Below are 21706 nucleotides of genomic sequence, written 5' to 3'. Positions count from 1 at the left end.
CAACGTTATCAGGCTTTTCAACCGGAAAGCACGCGCGCGATTTGCGGTAAATGCCACCAAAAGGACGTGGTACGGCCGAGAATTCACATCCAAAGGATGCATGAATGCGTCTTGGCCGACGCAGAGTTGCGGGCAGCACTGGCTGTGATTGCGTCGAGCTGCCGCCGAGGGTCAGCGCCGGCCCGGCAAGAGCCGGCGGTCGACACGCCGGAAGCGGAGGAAGACCTGCGGCGCTTCAGCTTCAGCGCTTGGAATCCGGATCGAGCCGGCCCGCGCTGGTTTGCCGGTCTGCCCAAGCCAGAACCGCGGCGAATGCGACGAAGATCGCGACGACGACGATGGTCACCAGCAATGCGTCAGCAGGCATCATGCTCCTCCCGGATTGTTTGCAGCATTGTTTTGCTGCGCACGGCCGGCGTCATTGATCGGGATCAAATGCCCTGGGGCGTTGTGGACGGGAGGTCAGGCCGCAGCCATGGCCTCGACGCGAGCCGGATCGAGCAGGCTGATGCCGCCGTGGATGATCTCGATCACGCCCTGACGCTCCAGCTTGGTGAAGGTGCGACTGACTGTTTCGATGGTCAGGCCGAGATAATCGGCGATGTCCTGACGGCTCATCGGAAGCGGCACCGTGTTGGAGAGCCCCTTGAGCGCGACCAGCCGCTCACGCCAGCCGAGCAGAAAGGTCGCGACCTTCTCGTCGGCCGAGCGTCGGCCGAGCAGGACCATATGGTCGCGAGCCTGGCTCAACTCGCGAATGGCCAGCTCGTTGATTCGCCTGAGCAGCTGCGGCCGGTCCTCGATGAAACGGCTGAAGGACGCCTTTGCGAATTGGCACACGGTCACCGCGCCGATCGCATCGGCCGAGAAGTTGTGCCGGCCGGACAGATTCATCCCAAGGAAGTCACCGGGCAAGGCAAAGCCGACGATCTGCCGCCGGCCGTCGGGCAGCAGCTTGTACAGCCGCATGACGCCTTCGAGGACGTTGTAGAATGAGGTCGTGATCTCCTCCTCGGAGAACACGGTCTCGCCCGAGCCAAAATGGACGCGGCGGCCGAGATGTTCGAATTCCCTGAGCTCGGCCGCATCCAGCGACGAACAAACCGCAGCTCCGCGCACGGCGCAATCGTCGCAAAAATGTCCGGTCGGCTCAATCGTGACCACGGAAGGCTTCATCCACCGCTCCTCGCGCGGGCTGCCCACACCAGGCCGAGTCCACCGCGCGGCTGCATTTTACTGCATCGCGCCAAAGCCGATTGACTCAGATCAAATTTGAGTGGCATCCCCGTCTTATTCTGGCCCCACGGTTCGACGGGATCACCTTCCATGCTGCAAAGCGCTCTGCGCCACGGCCTGATCGGGCTGCTTCTGACCACGCCTGCGCTGGCGGCCCCCACGGCCGAACAGCGCGGCAAGGCCTTTGCTCGGGCCAATTGCGCGCGCTGTCACGCCATCGACCGCGTCTCCAAGAGCCCGGTCGAGATCGCGCCTCCGTTGCGCACCCTGCATCGCCGCTATCCGATCGACAGCCTTGGCGAGGCGCTGGCCGAGGGCATCTACACCGGTCATGCCGACATGCCGGTCTTCGAGCTCAATCCGGACCAGATCCACGATCTTCTGTCCTACCTGAAGACGTTGGAATAGTCGGCCTCACACCGCCTGCACGGTCCAACCGATCAGCTCCTTTACGATGCGCGCGAAGGCCGCATCGAAGGCGGCGACCGCCGCGGCCGGCTCGACCTTGTCGAGCTTTTCGCTGGTCTCAATGAGGCGCGAGGCAATCACCTTGCCGTTCTTGTCCACGATCCGCGCCGACAGTCCGATCTCGGCCCGAGTCTCGCCCTCCGTGACGATCCGGAAGCGCCGGATATCGATCAGGAGCTGGTAATCCGCCTGCCCGAGGTCCGACGTGCGCAGCGGGGCGTGGGCGATGTCGTAGTTCTCGAAGCTGTCGATCAGGCGCGCCTGCACCAGTTTCGGAATGCTGTCGGCCCAGAGGAACTCCCCAAAGCCCGGCCTGTCCCCGGCGGGCGCGAACAGCATCCGCTGGGTCTGCAGCATTGCGACCGCTGTCGGCTCGGGAATCGCCAGTGAAGCGGCCAGCGTCTTGCCGGCCGGTCCGAGGTTCTGCGGCGTGCGCAGGTCGTAGGTGATCTTCTGCGCGGGCGTGCCGCCGCCGGTCATCTTCTCGAGGCCCGCCAGAATCCCGTCGATCTTGCCGGTGTTGCGCGCGAGCCCGTCGGAGAAGGTCTTGAAATTCGCAATAGTGTCCTTCAACGGGCCGGAATTGTCCTCAAGCACCGTATCGACACGCCGGAGCGCGTCGCGCGCCGCCTGCGTCATGCTCTGGCCGGCGCCGGCCTCCGCGATCAAGGTCAAGGGCTCGCCGGATTTGGCGACGATCACGCCGCCCTCCAACGTCACCACCGGCACACCGGTGAGGCCCTGGAATTCGAGGCCGACCTTGGTGTCGGAGCGGACCGGCGTCGCGGTGGCAACCGAGATCGTCGCATTGACGAAGCGCGGGTTGTCCGGCGCGAGCCCGAGCTGGGTCACCTCTCCGACGCGAATGCCGTTGAACAGCACGCCGGCGCCGACCAGGAGGCCGGGCACCGGCCCCTGGAATTGCACGTGGTAGTTCGTGCGCGGCCCGATGCCGCCGGTGTTGTTCAGCCAATAGACGAAGCCGAACACCGCGAGGATCGCGGCCAGCACGAAACTGCCGATCAGCACATAGGGAGCGCGGGTTTCCATCTCTCATCTCATCTCGTGTTGCAGCATCTGCGAGCGCTTGCCGTGGAAATAGGCGCGCACCCAGGGATGCTCGGATTGCAGCAATTGGCGCATCGGCCCGATCGCCACGATCTTGCCGTCGGCGAGCGCGGCGACGCGGTCGCAGACCGTGGTCAGGCTCGCGAGGTCATGGGTCACCATGAACACGGTCAGCTCCAGCGTCCTTTGTAGCGTCTTGATCAGCACGTCGAATTCGCCGGCGGCGATCGGATCGAGGCCCGAGGTCGGCTCGTCCAGGAACAGGATCGGCGGATCGAGCGCGAGCGCACGCGCCAGCGCCACGCGCTTGGTCATGCCGCCGGACAGCTCCGACGGATATTTGTCGGCGTCCTCGGCGCGCAGGCCGACCATTTCGAGCTTCGCGATCGCGATCTCGTCCATCAGCTCCTGCGACAGGACGAGATTCTCACGGAGCGGAAACTGGACGTTCTGGCGCACCGTCAGCGAGGAGAACAGCGCGCCCTGCTGGAACAGGATGCCCCACGCCATCGCTGCGCCTCGACCGTGGTCGCCGGCGGATCGCCCCATGACCTCGATGGTCCCGCCGCGGCGCGGGATGAGGCCGATGATGGTCCGCATCAGCACCGACTTGCCGCCGCCGGACGCCCCTACGAGCCCGAGGATCTCGCCCCGGCGAACGTCGAGCGACAGATGGTCCAGCACGGTCTGACGACCGAAGCCGACCACGAGGTCACGGACGCGGATCGCGAACTCGTCTTGCGGTCCGTCCATCGTCACATTCCGATCGAGGCAAAGAAGACAGCGAACAGGCCGTCGAGCACGATGACGAGGAAGATCGACTTCACCACCGACGTCGTGGTCTGCCGCCCCAGCGACTCGGCGCTGCCCTTGACGCGCAAGCCCTCGCTACAGGCCACGATCCCGATCACCAGCGCCATGAATGGCGCCTTCAGGATGCCGACCTCGAAATGCGTAACGGAAATGGCCTCGTGCAGCCGTGCGATGTAGATCGCCGGTCCCATGTCGCCATAGAACTGGGCAACGAGGCCGCCGCCATAGAGCGCGGCAATGGATCCGATGAAGGTGAGGATTGGCAGGGCAATGACCAGGGCCGCAACGCGCGGCAGGATCAGGACGTCGACGGGATCGAGCCCCATGGTCGAGAGCGCGTCGATCTCCTCGCGCATCTTCATCGAGCCGAGCTCGGCGGTGTAGGCGCTTCCCGACCGGCCCGCGACCATGATGGCGACGATCAGCACGCCAAGCTCACGCAGCACCAGGATGCCGACCATGTCGACCGTATACGACTCCGCGCCGAATCTGCGGAAGTGGAAAAAGCCCTGCTGCGCGATGATGGCGCCGATCAGGAAGGTGATCAGCGCGACGATGGGGATCGCCTGCCACCCGATGCGGTAGAGCTGATAGACCAGTGACGTCAGCCGCAGCGAACGCGGCCGGCGCAGCACGCCGATCACGGCCATGAACAATGCGCCGAGCATCTGGAGGAAGATCGTGATGTCTTCCCGCGCTCCGACCGTGGACTTGCCGAGATCGCCCAGCCTCGCCAGAACCGGATTGGGCGCAGGCGCCGGGGCCGGCGTGTGGCGGTTGACCTGGCGCACCTCGTCCATCAGCCCGCTGAAATGGTCGGCGACGCCGACGAATTCAGCCGATCTGCCCGACGATGCGGCCCTGCGCGACAGCTTTTCAAGGACCCAGGCACCGAGCGTGTCGAGCGCGCTGATGCCCGACATGTCCAGTGTGACGACGCGCGACCGGTCGACGTCGCCTCCGACCGACCGGGACAAGGTTTCGAGCGTCACCACATTGGCGGCAGTCCAGGGCCCTTCAGGGCGCAATTTCAGCTCGTCGCCGGACGGCGTCGCGAGCAACAGCGGTTCGTGGTTCACGCTTCCACCTCATCGGGACAATCGGTCCCCATTCAGCCGGCATTTCTAGGCTAGCATGTGGCGGCCGGTTTGACCTGTCTCAAGAGACGAAGACGCCCTGCCTCTTGACGCAAATCAAGCGCGGTCGCACGGGTGGGTCTTAGACTTGCTTCGATTCAACGAGGATACCAGATCCATGTTCGACAGTGACAGGATGGGCGAAGAACTGCGGGCGCTGAAGGTCGACGTCACACGCCTGCTGAGCACCGCCGGCGAGGAGATGTTCGAGAGCTCGAAAGACCGCGCCGAGGCGCTCGCCGATCAGATCAGGGCCGCGCTCACCGAGCTCGGGGAGACCGCCGAACAAGAGCAGGAGCAGCTCCAGGGCCTCGTTGCGGAGCGTCCGATCACATCGCTCGCCTCCGCCTTCGCGCTGGGCGTGGTCGTCGGCTTCATGTTGAGGAGACACTAGGTGAATACCGAGAATGTCGTCAAACATCTGCGCGTGCTGTGGCGTACCGACAGGATCATCGCGGACATCAGGCTGCGCCATCTGCTGATCGGCCTCGGGCTGCGCGCCTTCGCGGCGCTGATCGCGGCGTTCGGGCTCCTGATGCTGGAGTTGTCCGCCTATTTCGCGCTGGTGCAGATCTGGAGCGCAATTGCCGCGGCTGCGATCCTCGGCGCCGTCAATTTTGTCATCGCGGCCGTTCTCTTCGTGATCGCCGGCCGCGCTCCGTCAGGACGTGACATCGAGCTTGCCAACGAAATTCACGGCGCCTCGATCGAAGCCCTCCAGCTCGAGGCGCGCGCGCTCCAGGCCCAGGTGTCGGGCGCGGTGCATCATCCGCTCAGCACGATCGTGCCGGTGCTGCTGCCGCTGATCGCAATCATCATCAAGAACCTGCGGACGCCGGCCAAGGCGTCCGCCGATGCGACATCGGCCGAAGCGCGCTCCTGAAGCCCCGCACCTTGCGCCGACATGCTCCAGCGCACGCTCAAAGCTTCAACTTGACGTCGCAAAGGTCAGGCTCGGACGGATCCGGCTTGACCTCGAAGCCGAGCTGCCGGCACATGTCGAGCATCACGGTGTTCTCCTGGAGCACGTCGCCCGATATGGCCTTCAGTCCTTCCGACCGCGCATAGTCGATGATCAGCTGCATGAGCGCCCAGCCGAGCCCCCTGCCCTTGAGATCGGACCGTAGCAGGATCGCGTATTCGCCGCTCTCGTAGATCGAGTCCGAATGGAGCCGGACGACGCCGACCATTTCGCCGGTGGCCTCGTCGAATGCGATGAAGGCCATCGCTCGCGCATAGTCGAGCTGGGTCAGGCGTGCGATGAATTCGTGGGTGAATTCCTTCATCGGTGCGAAGAAACGCAGACGAAGGTCATGCGGGGTGACGTGGCCCAGGAATTCGTGGATGATCGGCTCGTCCTCGGGCCGCATGGGCCGAACGAAGATGCGCCAGTCGTCCTTGAGCTTGAGACGGCGCTCCCATTGCGACGGATAGGCGCGAACGGCGAAATTGGCCGGGCCGGAGCCGACAAACTTCCGCTGCGGCGGCCCAACCGCAACGCGGGCATCGACCGCGGTCACGCCGGTTTCGTCCGCCAGCAGCGGATTGATGTCGAATTCGCGGATCTCGGGAATGTCGGCCGCCATCTGCGCCAGCTTGACCAGCACCATGGCGACGGCGTCCGGCTTCACAGCCGGCACGTCCCGGTAAGCGCGGAGCAGCCGCGACACGCGCGTGCGCTCGATCAGGTCGCGGGCCAGCTGCAGATCGAGCGGCGGCAGCGCGAGCGCCTTGTCATTGATGATCTCCACCGCCGTCCCGCCCCGGCCGAAAACGACCACCGTGCCGAAGGTCGGATCGTCGGCGAGGCCCAGGATCAGCTCGCGCGCTTTTGCCTTGACGACCATCGCCTGGACGATGACGCCGCCGATGCGCGCCTCCGGACGCAGCTTTTTCGCGCGCGCGATAATGCCCGTGGCGGCCACTCGGACTGCTTCAGGCGTGGTCAAGTTGAGAACGACGCCGCCGACGTCGGATTTGTGGACGATGTCCCGCGACATGATCTTCAGCACGACGGTGTCGCCCTGTGCGAAGATGTCGTTCGCATAGGCAACCGCCTGCTCGACATCGGTCGCCGCATAGGTCGGCACCATCGCGATGTCATAGGCTTCGAGCAGGTGCTTGATCTCGACAGGCTCGAGCCACTCACGGCCATCCGCGACCGCGGCAGTGACGATCTGCCTCGCTCCCCGGGCGTCCGGAACGAAGGTATCAGGCATCGCGGGAGGAACCTGGCTCAGCTCCTCCACCACCTCGCGGTGCCGGACCAGATACATGAAGCCGCGCACGGCGTCGTCCTCGGTCGGATAGTTCGGCACACCGGCGCTGGAGAGTGTCTGGATGATGTGCTGATCGGCTCCAACCCAGGCCGCCAATACGGGCTTCGCCCAGCTGCGGTGCTGCTCGCGATATTTTCTGACGAGCTCCGTCACGGTCGTGGCGATCTCGGCGGCCGAGGCGATCGCCGTTTGCACGTTGAGGACCAGGACTGCGTCGTTGTCGCGATCGGCCAGCAGTTCCTCCAGCGCCACCGCGTAGCGCGCGGCGTCGGCATCGCCCACGATGTCAACGGGATTCGCACCGGACCAGGTCGGCGGCAGCGCTGCATCGAGCTTCTTGCGCGCCTCAGCCGAGATGGTTGCCGGAATCCCTCCGAGTTCGACCAATCGATCGATAGCAAGGACGCCGATGCCGCCACCGTTGGTCAGGATGGCGAGACGCTTTCCCGTCGGCGATTCGACGCGGCCAAGTGTCTCGGCACAGTCGAACAGCTCACGCAGATCGGAGACCCGCAGGACACCCGCGCGGCGGAACGCCGCGTCGTAGACAGCGTCGGCGCCGGCGAGCGCACCGGTGTGCGTGGCAGCCGCCTTCGCGCCCTGCGCCATGCGGCCGGACTTCACCACGACGACGGGCTTGACACGCGCCGCGGCGCGCGCCGCCGACATGAACTTGCGCGCGTCCTTGATGGCCTCGATGTAGAGCAGGATCGCGCGGGTCTTGTGATCCATCGCGAAATGGTCGAGCAGATCGGCAATATCGACGTCGATCTGATCGCCGATAGAAACGATGCCGGAGAATCCGACGCCGCGCTGCGCGGCCCAATCGACCATGCCGGCGGCAATTGCGCCCGATTGCGAGATCAGCGCGAGGTTACCCGCCCCCGGCATATGCGCGGCGAAACTGGCATTCAGGCTGACGCCGGGCATCATGATGCCGAGACAGTTCGGCCCGATCAGGCGCATGCCGTGTTTTCGGGCAGCAGTGCTTGTGGCCTCGTGCAGCGATCCCGGTCCCTGGCCGAGCCCGGCCGAGACGATCAGTGCGCCCGCAGACCCGAGACGCCCGGCTTGGTCGACAATGCCTGGAATCTCGCCTGCGGGGGCGGTGATGACCACGAGCTCGGGCACGAAGTCCAGCCTGTCCAGGCTCTTCACCGCCGCGACGCCGCCGATCTCGGCATGGCGCGGATTGACGAGGCCAAACTGCCCCTTGAATCCGGCCTTGCGAATGTTCTCCAGAACGGCGCGTCCCACGGACCCCGAACGGGCGCTCGCCCCGACGAGCGCGACCGAGCGTGGCGACAGCAGGTTGTTCAGACGATAGGTTGACATGAAAGAAAATGCGCCGGGTCAGCGGCGGTTCCGATTGGTTGACGATCAGGACGAAAGAAGGAGCCTAGTGCGAGATCATAACCCAGCACGGTGGCTGGCCAATGACGGTCTTTGTCACACCGCCCCAGACGATCTCGTTCAGGCGCGAGTGATGATAGGCGCCCATGACGATCGCATCGATGCCATGGGAATTCGCCCAGCTTCCCAGTACCTTGCCGATCGAGCTGCCGCCGCATTTCGTGGTTTCGAACGAGGCATCGACCTCATGTTCCCTCAAATGATCGACGAGAGCCGTGCCGGACTGCACGACCGCCTCGGTCTTGTCGTCCGCCACGGTCACCACACGGACCGAGGTGGCAGCCCGAAGAATCGGCAACGCGTCACCGACCGCACGCGCGGCGCGAGCAGAGTGATCCCAGGCAATCATGACGCTTTCGAATTCAGGCCGAAGTTCGTCCGCGAGATGTTCGGGACAGAGCAGAAGCGGCCGGCCGGATCCGAACAAGAAGGCTTCGACAATACCCTCTGTTCGTGTCGTGCGGTTTCACGGGAACCAGCGTGAGGTCGCTGAAGCGGGCATGCTCGGCAAGGATCGCGCCGATCTGATCCGCAGGCACCTTGCCCGATCGGCTCTGGGCGCGAATGTTGGCGCGGGAAGCGGCGCTGGTGAAGGCATTCAGGAGCTGCTGCATGTCGCCGGCCTCGGGGCCGGCGTGCTCGGAATCGCGATCGTAAGGCAGCATCACCCTCGGTCGCTCGAAGACTTCTTCCTCGAGCGCGAGCGCGGTGATCCTGGCGCCGAGATCGGCGGCAACGGCCACGCATTTCTCTATCGCGGCCACAGCCGGCCCGCGCGGCTCGCCGACAAGGGGCAGAAAGACGTCCTTGATGGGCATCCGCATTCTCCTGGGGTCGCCACGATAGGCCGGCGCTCGTCGAGGCACTTGATCCTCGTCAAGGGCAAACTCTATCCGGTCACCCGGGAATAGGCGTTGACCGGCATCAAGGACTGGTCGCTTGGTCATTCTATGAATAATTCAATCGGAGCGGTTCGCCCCGGAGAGACTCATGCGTGCGATGGTGTTGCCCGCTCCACGAGCGCCGCTCCAGATGGAGGAGCGGCCTGATCCGATTCCGGGCGAGGGCCAGCTCCGGGTGAAGATCGGCGCCTGCGGCGTATGCCGGACCGATCTCCATCTCGTCGATGCCGAGCTGCCCGACATTCGCTATCCGATCGTGCCTGGGCACGAGATCGTCGGCCGGGTCGACCTCGTTGGGCCGAATGTGACAACACATGCGCCTGGCGACCGGGTCGGCATTCCCTGGCTCGGCTTCACCTGCGGAAAGTGTCGATTCTGCCGGGAGGGCATGGAAAACCTTTGTGACGCACCGCTCTTCACGGGCTATACGCGCGACGGCGGCTACGCGACCCACACCATCGCCGACGCACGCTACGCTTTTCCGCTCGGTGAGGCCGGCAGCGACGTGGAGATTGCGCCCCTGCTGTGCGCAGGGCTGATCGGCTGGCGCTCGCTGGTTCTGGCCGGCCCCGCCGACCGGCTCGGCCTCTACGGCTTTGGCGCAGCCGGCCACATCATTGCGCAGGTCGCGGTTTGGCAGGGACGATCCGTCCATGCATTCACGCGACGCGGCGACGCCGCTGCACAAGACCTTGCACGCCGTCTCGGCGCGGTCTGGGCGGGGTCATCGGACGAAGCGCCCGACGAGCCGCTCGACGCCGCCATCATCTACGCACCAGCCGGCGAGCTCGTTCCGGCCGCGTTGCGCGCCGTCCGCAAAGGCGGGCGCGTCGTATGCGCCGGCATCCACATGACCGACATTCCAAGCTTTCCGTATGACTTGCTCTGGCAGGAACGGCAGTTGGTCTCGGTCGCCAATCTGACCCGGCAGGATGGCCTCGATTTTCTAAAGGTCGCCCCGCAAGCCGGCGTGCGTACCGAGACGACGGCGTTTCCGCTCGATCAGGCCAACGAGGTTCTTGGCATGCTGCGGAATGGCCAGATTCTCGGCGCAGCCGTGCTGACGCCGTGATGGTGCTTCGGATGCCCGCTCCGATCGAGGATGAAACGGCGGCCCAGGAGCGCATCTTCCAGATGCTGACCGACCATCCCGGCGTGACGCGGATCGACACGCATGGAGCCTCGGTGTTCCTGGACGCAAAGCGCGCGCTGAAGATCAAGCGCGCCGTCCGGTTTCCCTTCCTTGACTATTCGACACTCGAGAAGCGCAGGGCGGCCTGCGAGGAGGAGATCAGGATCAACCGGCCGCTGGCGCCGCAGATCTATCACGGCGTCGTGGCGATCACTGAAGAGCCGGATGGATCTCTGAAGGTCGACGGCGCCGGCCGGCCGATCGAGTATGCGGTCGACATGTCGCGTTTCGACGAAAACAGGACACTGGATCATCTGGCAAAGGCCGGTCCGCTGGAGGCGAAGCTCGCCTCGGCTGCCGCTGACGCAATCGTGGCGTCGCACGCGGCGGCGACACGCGCCGACGGAGAAGCCTGGGTCTCATCCATCCCGGCCCTGATCGACGGCAACAGTGACGGCCTGCGGGCCGGCGGACATTTCAACACGGAAGACATCGAAAGGCTCGGCAAGGCGTCGCACGAGGTATATCTGCGTATTCGTCCCCTGCTCGCAGAACGCGGCCGCCAGGGCTTCGTGCGCCGCTGTCATGGCGATCTGCACCTCGCAAACATCGTTCTGATCGACGATCGGCCCGTGCTGTTCGACGCCATCGAGTTCGATGCGCAGATGGCAACGGTCGACGTGTTCTACGATCTCGCGTTCACCCTCATGGACCTGTTGCAGCACGACCAACTGCGCGCGGCCAATACCGCCCTGAATCGCTATCTTGCAGCGACGCCGGCCGACAATCTCGACGCGCTGTCGGCCCTGCCGCTGTTCATGTCCATCCGTGCGGCGATCCGCGCCCAGGTGGCCCTGGCACGGTTGAAGCGGCCGCATTCCGATGGTCCCGGCATTCTCGACCAGGCACAGCGCTATTTTGACCTCGCCAGGATGCTGATCCGTCCTCCTGCTCCGCGTCTGATTGCGGTCGGGGGACTGTCCGGCACCGGAAAGACCGTTCTGGCGTACGCGCTCGCGCCGTTCGTCGCGCCGCAGCCGGGAGCCGTCGTGCTGCGCAGCGATCTCGTCCGCAAGCAAATGTTCGGGGTCGAGGACACGCACCGCCTGCCGCCATCCGCCTATACGCCGAAGGTCACGGCCCACGTCTACGACACGCTGGCTCAGCACGCCCGGCGGGTGCTGGCGCAAGGCCATTCGGCGCTCATCGACGGCGTATTCGCCCGCGAAGACGAACGCGACGCGATCGCCGCGCTGGCGCGCGAGCGCAACGTGGTGCTGAACGGTCTATTCCTGGTTGCAGACCTCGCGACCCGGCAGGCGCGGATCGGAAGCCGCCGGGGGGATGCATCGGACGCCACGCAAGAGGTTGCCGCGCTGCAAGAGCACTATAAGATCGGCCATGTCGGCTGGGCGACCATTGATGCATCTGGGACAGAAGCGCAGACGCTGCAGAACTGCCGGAACGCGATCGCCAAGGGGCAAACAACGCAACCTGATTGATGCAGGCAAGGATGTCGGGACCCACCACAAGCTCGAGGTCGACCACGCGTGCCAAGCCGGCGACGCGGCGCAATACCCTGCCCGGCCGGCTCAGCCCCGGCATGGCCTGCGACACGGCCTTCCGGATCATCGCCCGCCGTCACCTCGATGCCGTGATCGCTCAGCACGACGGCACCTGCCGCGGCGATCCCGAAGCTCTGCACCAGATCCGGATCGCACTGACGCATCTGCGTACCGCCATCCGCTTCTTCTCGCCGATAGTCGACGACGCCCTGCGCCCGCACGTCTGGGCCGAACTGAAATGGCTGAACGGCCAGCTCGGCATGGTGCGAGACCTCGACGTGGCGATCGAGCGGGTCGTCGCCGAGAGTGGCGACGAACTCGCCGTGGTTGCCGAGCTTCAGCACTGGGACGAGAAACGGGCCGAGAGCCACCGGCTGCTGGCGCGCGCGCTGCAATCCGCACGGTACCGCCGCCTGGTCGAGCAGACCTCGACGTGGATCGAAAGCGGCCCCTGGTCAACGCGGCGCAGCAAGGAAGCCATTCGACTGCGCCGCCGCACGCTCGCCGAACACGCGATGGAGCGGCTGACCGAGTGGGAGACGAGGCTGCTGAAGAAAGCGCGAAAACTCCGCAATCTCGACGTCGAGAAGCGACACAAGCTGCGGCTTCTCAACAAGCGGCTGACCTATTCGATCGAATCGCTCCAGGATCTGTTCGCCGCGGAAACGCCGACGAAACACAAGTCCATCCTCAAGCAATTGCGCAAGGCACAAAGAGCACTCGGACAATTGAACGACGATGCACGAGGACAGGCGCTGGCCGCGTCCTTGAACGGCGCCGGCCTCGGTGCCGCCGGTCGCTTTCGCAACCGAAAGCGGGAAAAGAAGCTGTTGCGAACCGCGTCGGTGGCCTACCGGAAATTGGACAAGGCCAAGCCGCTCCGCTCCTCGGACCTCGCGCCGGGCTCCGAGCCGGAGGTCTAGGTGTGAACATAGTCTCCCGGCGCATCGGGCAGGCCGGGTGCGCCTCCAAGCCCGATCTGCGGCGGATCGCAGGGCGCGCCGGAGCGCGCCGCGAGCCATTTGGCCCATTCCGGCCACCACGACCCCTCAACTCGCGGGGCCAGCTTCAGCCATTCGTCCGCGCCGACATAGGGCGCATCAGCAGCCTTGGTCAGCACCTGATAGCTGTGGCCGGGCTCCTCCGGAGGCGCCACGACACCGGCATTGTGACCGCCGCTGGTCAACAGGAACGTCACGTCGGCATCGACCTGATAGTGGATCTTGTAGACGGATCGCCACGGCGCCACGTGATCGGCGAGCGTGCCGACCACGAACATCGGCACGTGAATATCGGAGAGCGAAATGCTCCGGCCTCCGACGAGATAGCGCCCTCCCGCCAGATCGTTGTCGAGGAACAGCTTGCGCAGATACTCCGAATGCATGCGATAAGGCAGCCGCGTGGCGTCGGCGTTCCAGGCCATCAGGTCGCTCGGCGACGCGCTCTCGCCCATCAGGTAGTCATGTGACAGCCGCGACCAGATCAGTTCGTTCGAGCGCAGCAGCTGGAAGGCGCCGGCCATCTGCGTCGTATCGAGATAGCCGCGCTGCCACATCATGTCTTCGAGAAAAGCCACCTGGCTCTCGTTGATGAAGAGCGTCAGCTCTCCGGCCTCGGTGAAATCGGTCTGCGCGGCAAGGAGAGTGACCGAGCCGAAGCGGTTATCACCGTCGCGCTCCATCGCGGCGGCAGCGATCGACAGCAATGTGCCCCCCAGACAATAGCCGAGCGCATGGGTCTTCCGACCCGGCATGATCAGGCCGATCATGTCCAGCGCCGCCATGACGCCCAGCCTGCGATAATCGTCGAAGGCGAGATCCCGATCCCTCGCATCCGGGTTGCGCCAGGAGATCGCGAACACGGTGAAGCCTTGACCGGTCAGATATTTGATCAGCGAGTTATGCGGCGACAGATCGAGGATGTAGTATTTCATGATCCAGGCCGGCACGATCAGGATCGGCTCGGGCCGCACCTGCGCGGTGGTCGGATAGTACTGAATCAGCTCGATCAGCTCGTTGCGGTAGACGACCTTGCCGGGTGAAACCGCCACCGTCTTGCCGACCACGAACTGCCCGTCGTCCGCCAGTTTCGAGTTGGAGAGCAGGCGCATCAAGTCGCTGCACCAGTTCTGCCAGCCGAAGACGAAATTCTCCCCGCCGCTCTGGAACGCCTTCTCCAGCACCTTCGGATTGGTCGCAGCGAAGTTCGACGGCGCCAGCATGTCGAGCAATTGACGCATCGAGAACTCGACGATGGCTTCATTTGCGTGCGACACGCCGCGTACGCCCGTCGCAGCATCGCGCCACCAGCGCTCTGCGAGCAGAAACGCCTGCGCCAGCAGGTTGAACGGCGGGGTCTCCCATTGCGATCCGCTGAAACGGCGATCCCGCTGCTGCGGCGCGATCACAGCCCACGGCTTTTGCCCAGGCGACATCGCGTGCGCAGCAGCTTCCACGAGCCGGCCGCTGTCGCGAAGGATGTTACGGGAAATCTCCATCTGGCGCTGCGGCGCCGCGGCGAGATGCGAGCTCCAATCGAGCCAGGCGAGCGACAAGGCAAGCGGCGATATCCCGCCTGTGAACCGCGCCAGCATCGCGTGAAAAGCGCGGTCAAAAGGATATGGCTCCGATCCAGGCAGAGGACCGGCGGCAACCGGCATGTGTTCGAGCCTTTTGGGGCTCGCCGTCGAGGCCTCCGGACCGGCGACGGGATGGGTGGGGAGAACCTGAACCGACGGCTCTTCTGCCCGTGGAAATATCTGCACGACGCTCATGGTCAAATTCCTGCGGGCTTCAGTTCAACGTCGGCAGCAGGATACGGCTCGGCCTCGACGACGTGTTGAGCTGCATCAAATCCGGGTCCGGATCGCAATTGCTACATCGGGATCAATCCATGTTCGCCCGATTGACTTGAGTCAAACCGCACTGCGATACCCGAGCTAGGTTTCGCGCATCGGAATCCCAACAAGCCAACGGAGTTATCCATGCGCGCCCACCAGATCATGACCCGGTCGGTCATCTCGGTCACCCCCGACACCAGCATCGTCGAAGCGGCAAACATCATGCTGAAGCGGCATGTCAGCGGTCTCACGGTGGTCGACGAGACCGGCAAGCTGGTCGGCGTCGTGTCGGAAGGGGATTTCATCCGCCGCAGCGAAATCGGCACCGGCCGCAAGCGCGGACGCTGGCTTCGCTTCATCCTCGGACCGGGCAAATCCGCGAGCGATTTCGTCCATGAGCACGGACGCAAGGTCTCGGAAGTGATGACCGACTCGCCCGTGACGATCACGGAGGATACGGCGCTCGCGGAGATCGTCGCTCTCATGGAGCGCAACAACATCAAGCGGCTGCCGGTCGTGCGCGGCGACAAGGTCGTCGGGATCGTATCCCGCGCCAATCTGCTGCAGGCCGTGGCGGGGCTCGCCCGCGAAGTGCCGGATCCGACCGCGGATGACGACCACATTCGCAGCCGCATCATCGATACCATGGAGAAGAGCGACTGGTGCCCATTCGGGCTGAACGTCATCGTGCGCAACGGTATCGTTCATCTCAGCGGCGTCATCACCGAAGAGCGCGCACGGCAGGCCGCGATCGTCGCCGCGGAGAACGTCGAGGGCGTGAAGAAGGTTCACGACCATCTGTGCTGGGTCGACACCATGTCCGGCGTCTATCTGAACTCGCCCGAGGACGATGAGCTCGCCAAAGCAAGCTAACCAAGGCGAGCTGACCAACAGAGCCGATCCCGGCAGATTTCAGCCAGGAATGACGGCGGTGGCTTCGATTTCGACGCGCGCCGCCTTCTCCACGAGGCGGACCACCTGAACCAGCGCCATCGCAGGATAGTGGGCTCCGAAGACGTCGCGATAGACCTTGCCCAGTTCCTTCAGATTGGCCAGGTACTCGTCCATGTCGACGACGTACCAGGTCAGGCGCACGAGGTGCTCGGGCCGGGCACCGGCCTCGGCCAGGATCGCGGCGATATTGCTCAAGGTCTGACGCACCTGCGCGACGAAGCCTTCCGCGAGGCGCTCTTCCGCGTCCCAGCCGATCACCCCGCCGGTGACGACGATGCGCCCTTCGGCAGCCATGCCGTTGGCATAGCCTTTCGGCACCGGCCAGCCTGACGGCTGGAGGATCTGCGCCTTGATGCGCGCTCCGTCCTCGGCTGCCGTCGGCAGCACCGCGAGTTGCGAGCCTTTCGGGGGCGTCACGGACAATTCTCTATCCTTCTCTCATTCCGCAGCGACGCCTGAGGACGTCGCCGCAGCCTGCGCCAGCTGCCGCAGGGCAAAGCGCTTCAGCTTGCCGGTTTCGGTCTTCGGCAATTGCGTCACGAACTCAATCGCGCGCGGATATTTGTACGGCGCGATCTCGCCTTTGACATGCTCCTGCAGCTCCGCCACGAGCTGCGCGTCCGCAGTCACGCCGGGCGCGGTGATGACGTAGGCCTTTACGATCATGCCGCGCGCCTCGTCGGGGGCGCCGACCACACCGCACTCGGCGACCGCCGGATGCGTGAGCAGCGCCGCTTCGACATCGGTCCCTGCGATGTTGTAGCCGGCCGACACGATCATGTCGTCGGAGCGCGACTGGTACCAGAAATAGCCGTCGCTATCCATCAGATAGGTGTCGCCAGTGATGTTCCAGCCGTTCTGGACGTATTTCCGCTGCCGCTCGTCGGCCAGATAGCGGCAGCCCGTCGGCCCGCGCACCGCGAGACGGCCCATCGTCCCGGGCGGCACGTCGCGGCCCTCATCGTCGACGATCTTGGCTTCGTAGCCCGGCACGGGCTTGCCGGTGGCGCCGGGGCGGATCTCGTCCTCGGTCGCACTGATGAAGATGTGCAGCATCTCGGTCGAACCGATGCCGTCCATCAGCTTGATCCCGGTCGCCTGGAACCAGGCATCGAATGTCGGCTTGGGCAGCGTCTCGCCTGCGGAGACGCATTTGCGAAGCGAGGAGATGTCGCGGCCCGGTAGCTTGCCGATCATGGCGCGGTATGCGGTCGGCGCCGTGAAGCAGACTGTGGTCTTGTACTGCTCGATCGCCGACAGCAGGTCGTCCGGCGTCGTCTTCTCCAGCACGACGAAGGAGGCGCCGATATGCATCGGAAACAGCACGCCGCCGAAGCCGAATGTGAAGGCGAGCGGGGCCGAGCCGATGAAGCGATCCTTCTGCCCGGCGCGCAGGATGTTGCGCGCGTAACCGTCGCAGACCGCGAGCATGTCGCGGTGGAAATGCATGGTGCCCTTGGGATCACCTGTCGTGCCCGATGTGAAAGCGATCAGGCAGATGTCTTCGGACGCGGTATCGACGGCTGTGAACTCAGAGCTGGCATCGGCGATCAGCGCCTCGAGTGAATTGTCGGTGTCATTGCCCCAATAGACGACACGCTCGAGACCGGGCGCGGCGGCCTTCGCCTTCTCCATCTCGTCGGCGAGTTTTCCGTCGCACAGTGCCAGCGTGATCGCCGCTTTCTGGATCGGATAGGACAGCTCCTTGGCGCGGAGCAGCGGCATCGTCGCCACGACGATGCCGCCGGCCTTGATCACCGCGAGATAGGTCGCAACCATCATGGGGTTGTTGGCAGAGCGCAACAGCACCCGGCCGCCGGGAACGAGCTTGAGCTTGCCGACCAGCACGTTGGCGATGCGATTCACCAGCGCCTGCAACTCGCGATAGGTGTAGCTGACGGAAGGGCTGATGACGCAGGGCGCCTCGCCATGTCCCTGCTCGACCCAGCGATCCAGGAAATAGCTGACGCAGTTCAGTCGCGGGGGGTAGTGCAGCTCCGGCCGCGTGAAGATGAATTCGGGCCAGAGCTCGCGCAGCGGCAGATGTTGCCGCGCGAACGTATCGACATGGGCCGTCGCGGCGTTGCCGTCACACGAACCCGACATTTGAATCTTGGCGGCGTTGGCCATCGCACGCTCCTTTCAGCATGGATTGCACCCGGCAGCACGATCTGGAAACATTTTAGGCTTAAAACAATTCGGCGCAATAGCGGATTTTGGGCACGCCGTGCTTTTTCCTGCGGCAAGAGGGATCGGCGATCCGCCCAGCGGCGGGGCTTACGACCGGCGGCGCGCGGCCGATTTCTGCGCGGACGCCTTCGTCTTGGCCAGGAGCCGCATCAGCTCGCGCACGTCCTTCGGGGTCAGGTCGGCGAAGAGATCGGCGATCCAGGTTTCGTGTTCCGCAGCCATTCGGCGAAACTCGGCGCGTCCGAGCTTCGTGAGTCGGATCACCTGGACGCGGCGGTCCGTCTCCGAGGTCCGGCGGTCGAGATGGCCGGAGTCCACCAGACGCTCCACGAGGCCGGTCACATTGCCGTTCGACACCATCATGCGCTTGGAGACATCGGACAGCGTCATGCCGTCAGGCGCCTTGTCGAGCTGCGCCATCAGGTCGAAACGAGGCAGCGTGACGTCGAATCGCTGCCGCAGCCGGCCGCGCACCTCGCCCTCGATCAGCGTCGTGCAGGTCAGGAGCCGCAGCCACAGCCGGAGCTCTTCGGCGTGGTCCTCCGGCGTTTCGACGGCCTTGGTCTCGGAATCGAGCATGTTGATGCAGCCACTCACGGCCGGCATTGGCGCCGGCACGGATTCCCCAACGTTTTGAGCTTCAAATAAATCGGAGCCGGCTGCAAGTCCAAAGCTGCAACAATCAACCGCAGGACAATTTCTTTAGGCTTCAAATAATTGGCGCGCCGCTTGCATGCGGCACTCCCCGCAGAATGCGACGCCTCGAGCTCGGCTTGCCGCGGCGACCATCATCGGCATAAGTTTGAATTTGGAGTACGTGGCTTGCAGCGCAAGCCAATCGTCACGAGGGACAGATCATGAAGACGCAAATGACCTTGGCCGCAGCCGCCGTGCTGCTCGGCACCGTGGTGACCCCTGCCCTTGCCCAGGACAAAATCAAACTGGGTGTGATCGTGACCCTGTCGGGGCCTGCCGCCGCGCTTGGCCAACAGGTTCGGGACGGCTTTGCGCTTGCAGTGAAAGATCTCGGCAGCAAGATGGGCGGCCGCGATGTCGAGGTCGTCGTCGTCGACGACGAGTTGAAGCCGGATGCAGCGGTGACCAAGGTCAAGGGCCTTCTCGAGCGCGAGAAGGTCGACTTCGTGGTCGGACCGATCTTCTCCAACATCCTCCAGGCGATCCACCGGCCCATCACGGAATCGAAGACCTTCCTGATCAGCCCCAATGCCGGGCCGTCGACCTTCGCCGGCAAGGACTGCAACCCGTTCTTCTATGTGACTTCGTATCAGAATGATCAGGTGCACGAGATCCTCGGCAAGGTCGCGCAGGATCGCGGCTACAAGCGCATGTACCTGATGGTCCCGAACTATCAAGCGGGCAAGGATTCCGTGGCGGGCTTCAAGCTCGACTACAAGGGCGAGATCGTCGAAGAATCCTACATGCCGCTGAACACGCTGGACTTCCAGCCGGAGTTGTCCAAGATCTCGTCGCAGAAGCCCGATGCACTGTTCACGTTCATGCCCGGCGGCCTCGGCGTCAATCTCGTCAAGCAGTACCGGCAGGCCGGCCTTGCCGACACCATTCCGGTGCTCTCGGCTTTCACGGTGGATGAATCGACCCTGCCGGCGCAGCAGGACGCCGCGGTCGGCATGTTCGGCGGCGCGAACTGGGCGCCCAATCTCGACAATCCCCAGAACAAGAAGTTCGTTGCCGCCTATGAGGCCGCTTATAACATCGTGCCCGGCACCTACGCCTTTCAGGCCTATGACGCCGCGATGCTGATCGACAGCGCGGTCAAGGCGGTGAAGGGCGATCTATCGAACAAGGACGCGGTTCGGGCGGCGCTCAAGAAGGCCGACTTCACCTCGCTGCGCGGCACCTTCAAGTTCAACACCAACGGCTATCCCATCCAGGATTTCTACCTGACCAAAGTCGCCAAGCGTCCGGACGGCAAGTTCCAGACCGAGATCGTCCAGAAGGTCTTCGAGAACTACGGCGACCGCTATGCCAAGGACTGCAAGGCGGCGAATTAAGGCCGCGTATCGCGTTACGGGAGGACTGCAATGAAGAGCGAAATCACCGGCATCACCCGGGCGAATGAGGGCATCCAGGGCATTTCCTGGAACATCCTCGGCCAGACCTATGTGCCGAAGAGCTACGCCGAACACAGCTTCTCCTGGCATGCGACACTTCCGCCGGGCACGTTCGTGCCGCCGCACATTCATCCCGATCAGGATGAGTATCTCTACATGCTGGAGGGCAAGCTCGATTTCGTGCTCGGCAATTCGGAGTCGCAGGCGACCGCCGGCGACCTGATCCGGCTTGGCATGGGCGTGCCTCACGGCATCTTCAACAAGTCGGAGCAGACCGCAAAAGTGCTGTTCTGGGTCTCCCCAAGCCGCAGGCTGTTCGACCTGTTCTGGGGCCTTCACAACATGAAGGAGCAGAAGCCGGAGGACGTGGTGACGATGGCCGCCGAGTTCAACATCCACTTCCTGCCGCCGCCTCCCGGCGGCTAGTACCCACTTTTCTTGGAACGTGAGTCGTGATTCAAGGTCGGGATGATACCCGAAGCAAGAGAAGTCCACCTTTCGAGGAAAGATCGCAAGGTGCTTGAGGCGTGCTGTCGCTCACCGGTGACGTTGCAGCGCGATTTGAAGCGGGCGCGGATAGTTCTGTTGGCGGCGGATGGGCGCAGCACCCGGTCGATCGCCAAGGAAGTTGGGGTCCAGCCGCGGATTGTCAGCCTTTGGCGGCATCGCTATGCCGACCATGGCCTTGAAGGGCTGCAAGACAAGCCGCGGCCTGGCAAGCAGCCGATCTATACGAAGACGACCGACAAGCGGATTCTGAAGCTGCTGGATAAGCCGCCACCGCAAGGGTTTGCGCGCTGGACCGGCCCCCTGCTGGCCGAGGCGCTGGGCGATGTCGATGTCCAATATGTCTGGCGGTTCCTGCGCAGCCACAAGATTGACCTGGTGGCTCGCAAGTCCTGGTGCGAGAGCAACGACCCGAACTTTACGGCCAAAGCCGCCGATGTTGTCGGCCTCTATGTCGCGCCGCCGGCGAAGGCCATTGTGCTGTGCGTGGACGAGAAGCCCTCGATCCAGGCTTTGGAGCGAGCGCAGGGTTATCTGAAGTTGCCCAATGGCCGCGCCTTGACCGGCCAAAGCCACGATTACAAGCGGCATGGCACCACAACATTGTTTGCGGCGCTCGAAGTCGCCACCGGAAAGATCATCGCGACCCATTCAAAACGCCGGCGCCGCGTCGAGTTTCTCGATTTCATGAACAGCGTCACCGCGGCTTTTCCGAACCGCAAGCTTCACGTCATCCTCGACAACCTCAACACCCATAAAAAGAACGAGGACTGGCTCAAGGCCCACCCCAACGTGCAATTTCATTTCACGCCGACAAGTGCGTCATGGCTCAATCAGGTCGAAGTATGGTTTTCCATCTTGCAGGGGCAGTCGCTCAGCGGCACCTCCTTCACGAGCCTCAAGCAGCTTCAGGAACACATCGATGCCTACGTCAACGCATACAACGACAGAGCCGAGCCCTTCGTCTGGACCAAGAAAAAGGTCCGTCAACGCCGTTTCAAAGGCCGCCGTATCACTCAGCTCTGATTCCGGGTACTAGAGTGGAAAGTTGGGCTTGTGAAGCGCGGCCACCTCTCCCCAACGGGGAAAGGTCGGATTGCGGAGCAGTCCG

19 protein-coding genes and 1 pseudogene are annotated in these 21706 nt (G+C 64.1%); 10 read left to right on the top strand and 10 right to left on the bottom strand.

Annotated features, from left to right (window positions below; genetic code table 11):
* Positions 1 to 462: 462 nt before the first annotated feature.
* Positions 463 to 1176 (bottom strand): helix-turn-helix domain-containing protein, encoded by a 714-nt coding sequence (locus ABIF91_RS30075; RefSeq protein ID WP_028181559.1) that lies wholly within the window; start codon positions 1174 to 1176, stop codon positions 463 to 465.
* Positions 1177 to 1326: 150 nt separating this feature from the next.
* On the opposite strand from ABIF91_RS30075, the gene ABIF91_RS30070 reads away from it, so the two are divergent.
* Entirely contained in the window at positions 1327 to 1644 is a 318-nt protein-coding gene (locus tag ABIF91_RS30070; protein ID WP_028181560.1) for a c-type cytochrome, read from the top strand.
* Between the two features lie 6 nt (positions 1645 to 1650).
* On the opposite strand, the gene ABIF91_RS30065 is transcribed toward ABIF91_RS30070, so the two are convergent.
* Genes ABIF91_RS30065 through ABIF91_RS30055 form a run of 3 tightly spaced genes read right to left on the bottom strand, consistent with a single transcriptional unit; the run spans position 1651 to position 4664 of the window.
* Positions 1651 to 2754, bottom strand: a complete 1104-nt coding sequence (locus ABIF91_RS30065; RefSeq protein WP_028181561.1) for an ABC-type transport auxiliary lipoprotein family protein — start codon at positions 2752 to 2754, stop codon at positions 1651 to 1653.
* A gap of 3 nt (positions 2755 to 2757) precedes the next feature.
* Positions 2758 to 3525, bottom strand: coding sequence for an ABC transporter ATP-binding protein (locus ABIF91_RS30060; protein WP_028181562.1), 768 nt, complete (start codon positions 3523 to 3525; stop codon positions 2758 to 2760).
* Between the two features lie 2 nt (positions 3526 to 3527).
* Entirely contained in the window at positions 3528 to 4664 is a 1137-nt protein-coding gene (locus tag ABIF91_RS30055; protein WP_028181563.1) for an ABC transporter permease, read from the bottom strand.
* A gap of 175 nt (positions 4665 to 4839) precedes the next feature.
* Between ABIF91_RS30055 and ABIF91_RS30050 the strand changes: the two genes are divergently transcribed.
* Entirely contained in the window at positions 4840 to 5115 is a 276-nt protein-coding gene (locus tag ABIF91_RS30050; RefSeq protein WP_028181564.1) for a hypothetical protein, read from the top strand.
* Positions 5116 to 5604: a phage holin family protein gene (locus tag ABIF91_RS30045; protein ID WP_061877934.1), complete on the top strand. Its 489-nt coding sequence runs from the start codon at positions 5116 to 5118 to the stop codon at positions 5602 to 5604. It begins immediately after the preceding gene.
* Positions 5605 to 5641: 37 nt separating this feature from the next.
* Here ABIF91_RS30045 and ABIF91_RS30040 read toward each other — a convergent pair whose 3' ends face one another.
* Both ABIF91_RS30040 and ABIF91_RS30035 read right to left on the bottom strand, forming a co-directional pair.
* A complete protein-coding gene (locus ABIF91_RS30040; protein ID WP_028181566.1) occupies positions 5642 to 8335 on the bottom strand; it encodes a bifunctional acetate--CoA ligase family protein/GNAT family N-acetyltransferase in 2694 nt (897 codons plus the stop codon).
* Between the two features lie 64 nt (positions 8336 to 8399).
* Positions 8400 to 9231: pseudogene (locus ABIF91_RS30035) on the bottom strand (universal stress protein).
* Between the two features lie 172 nt (positions 9232 to 9403).
* On the opposite strand from ABIF91_RS30035, the gene ABIF91_RS30030 reads away from it, so the two are divergent.
* Genes ABIF91_RS30030 through ABIF91_RS30020 form a run of 3 tightly spaced genes read left to right on the top strand, consistent with a single transcriptional unit; the run spans position 9404 to position 12935 of the window.
* On the top strand, positions 9404 to 10387 hold the full coding sequence (locus ABIF91_RS30030; RefSeq protein ID WP_028181155.1) for a zinc-dependent alcohol dehydrogenase family protein: 984 nt from the start codon (positions 9404 to 9406) through the stop codon (positions 10385 to 10387).
* Between the two features lie 11 nt (positions 10388 to 10398).
* Positions 10399 to 11949 carry an AAA family ATPase gene (locus ABIF91_RS30025; RefSeq protein ID WP_424579551.1) on the top strand — a complete coding sequence of 517 codons (1551 nt, stop codon included), beginning with the start codon at positions 10399 to 10401 and terminating at the stop codon, positions 11947 to 11949.
* Positions 11950 to 11960: 11 nt separating this feature from the next.
* Positions 11961 to 12935 carry a CHAD domain-containing protein gene (locus ABIF91_RS30020; RefSeq protein WP_028181153.1) on the top strand — a complete coding sequence of 325 codons (975 nt, stop codon included), beginning with the start codon at positions 11961 to 11963 and terminating at the stop codon, positions 12933 to 12935.
* Here the strand turns inward: ABIF91_RS30020 and ABIF91_RS30015 are convergent.
* Positions 12932 to 14785 (bottom strand): PHA/PHB synthase family protein, encoded by a 1854-nt coding sequence (locus ABIF91_RS30015; protein ID WP_028181152.1) that lies wholly within the window; start codon positions 14783 to 14785, stop codon positions 12932 to 12934. The genes ABIF91_RS30020 and ABIF91_RS30015 overlap by 4 nt on opposite strands.
* 210 nt (positions 14786 to 14995) lie before the next feature.
* Here ABIF91_RS30015 and ABIF91_RS30010 point away from each other — a divergent pair, with 210 nt between their 5' ends.
* Complete coding sequence (locus ABIF91_RS30010; RefSeq protein ID WP_028181151.1) at positions 14996 to 15724, top strand: CBS domain-containing protein; 729 nt, start codon at positions 14996 to 14998, stop codon at positions 15722 to 15724.
* 39 nt (positions 15725 to 15763) lie between these two features.
* On the opposite strand, the gene ABIF91_RS30005 is transcribed toward ABIF91_RS30010, so the two are convergent.
* The 3 genes from ABIF91_RS30005 to ABIF91_RS29995 all read right to left on the bottom strand — a co-directional run bounded on the left by ABIF91_RS30005 (position 15764) and on the right by ABIF91_RS29995 (position 18601).
* Positions 15764 to 16228, bottom strand: a complete 465-nt coding sequence (locus ABIF91_RS30005; RefSeq protein ID WP_028181150.1) for a RidA family protein — start codon at positions 16226 to 16228, stop codon at positions 15764 to 15766.
* A gap of 15 nt (positions 16229 to 16243) precedes the next feature.
* A complete protein-coding gene (locus tag ABIF91_RS30000; RefSeq protein WP_028181149.1) occupies positions 16244 to 17935 on the bottom strand; it encodes a benzoate-CoA ligase family protein in 1692 nt (563 codons plus the stop codon).
* A gap of 147 nt (positions 17936 to 18082) precedes the next feature.
* Entirely contained in the window at positions 18083 to 18601 is a 519-nt protein-coding gene (locus ABIF91_RS29995; protein ID WP_028181148.1) for a MarR family winged helix-turn-helix transcriptional regulator, read from the bottom strand.
* A gap of 251 nt (positions 18602 to 18852) precedes the next feature.
* Here ABIF91_RS29995 and ABIF91_RS29990 point away from each other — a divergent pair, with 251 nt between their 5' ends.
* The 3 genes from ABIF91_RS29990 to ABIF91_RS29980 are packed head-to-tail and all read left to right on the top strand — an operon-like array spanning position 18853 to position 21621.
* Positions 18853 to 20028, top strand: coding sequence for an ABC transporter substrate-binding protein (locus ABIF91_RS29990; RefSeq protein ID WP_028181147.1), 1176 nt, complete (start codon positions 18853 to 18855; stop codon positions 20026 to 20028).
* Between the two features lie 30 nt (positions 20029 to 20058).
* Positions 20059 to 20514, top strand: coding sequence for a cupin domain-containing protein (locus ABIF91_RS29985; protein ID WP_028181146.1), 456 nt, complete (start codon positions 20059 to 20061; stop codon positions 20512 to 20514).
* 42 nt (positions 20515 to 20556) lie between these two features.
* Positions 20557 to 21621, top strand: coding sequence for an IS630-like element ISRj1 family transposase (locus ABIF91_RS29980; RefSeq protein ID WP_026192128.1), 1065 nt, complete (start codon positions 20557 to 20559; stop codon positions 21619 to 21621).
* The last annotated feature ends 85 nt before the right edge of the window (positions 21622 to 21706 follow it).

This window comes from Bradyrhizobium sp. USDA 241, from assembly GCF_049739505.1.
Classification (GTDB): domain Bacteria; phylum Pseudomonadota; class Alphaproteobacteria; order Rhizobiales; family Xanthobacteraceae; genus Bradyrhizobium; species Bradyrhizobium liaoningense.
The sequence above is the reverse complement of the archived record's forward strand: the minus strand, read 5'-3'. Positions and strand labels throughout refer to the sequence as shown.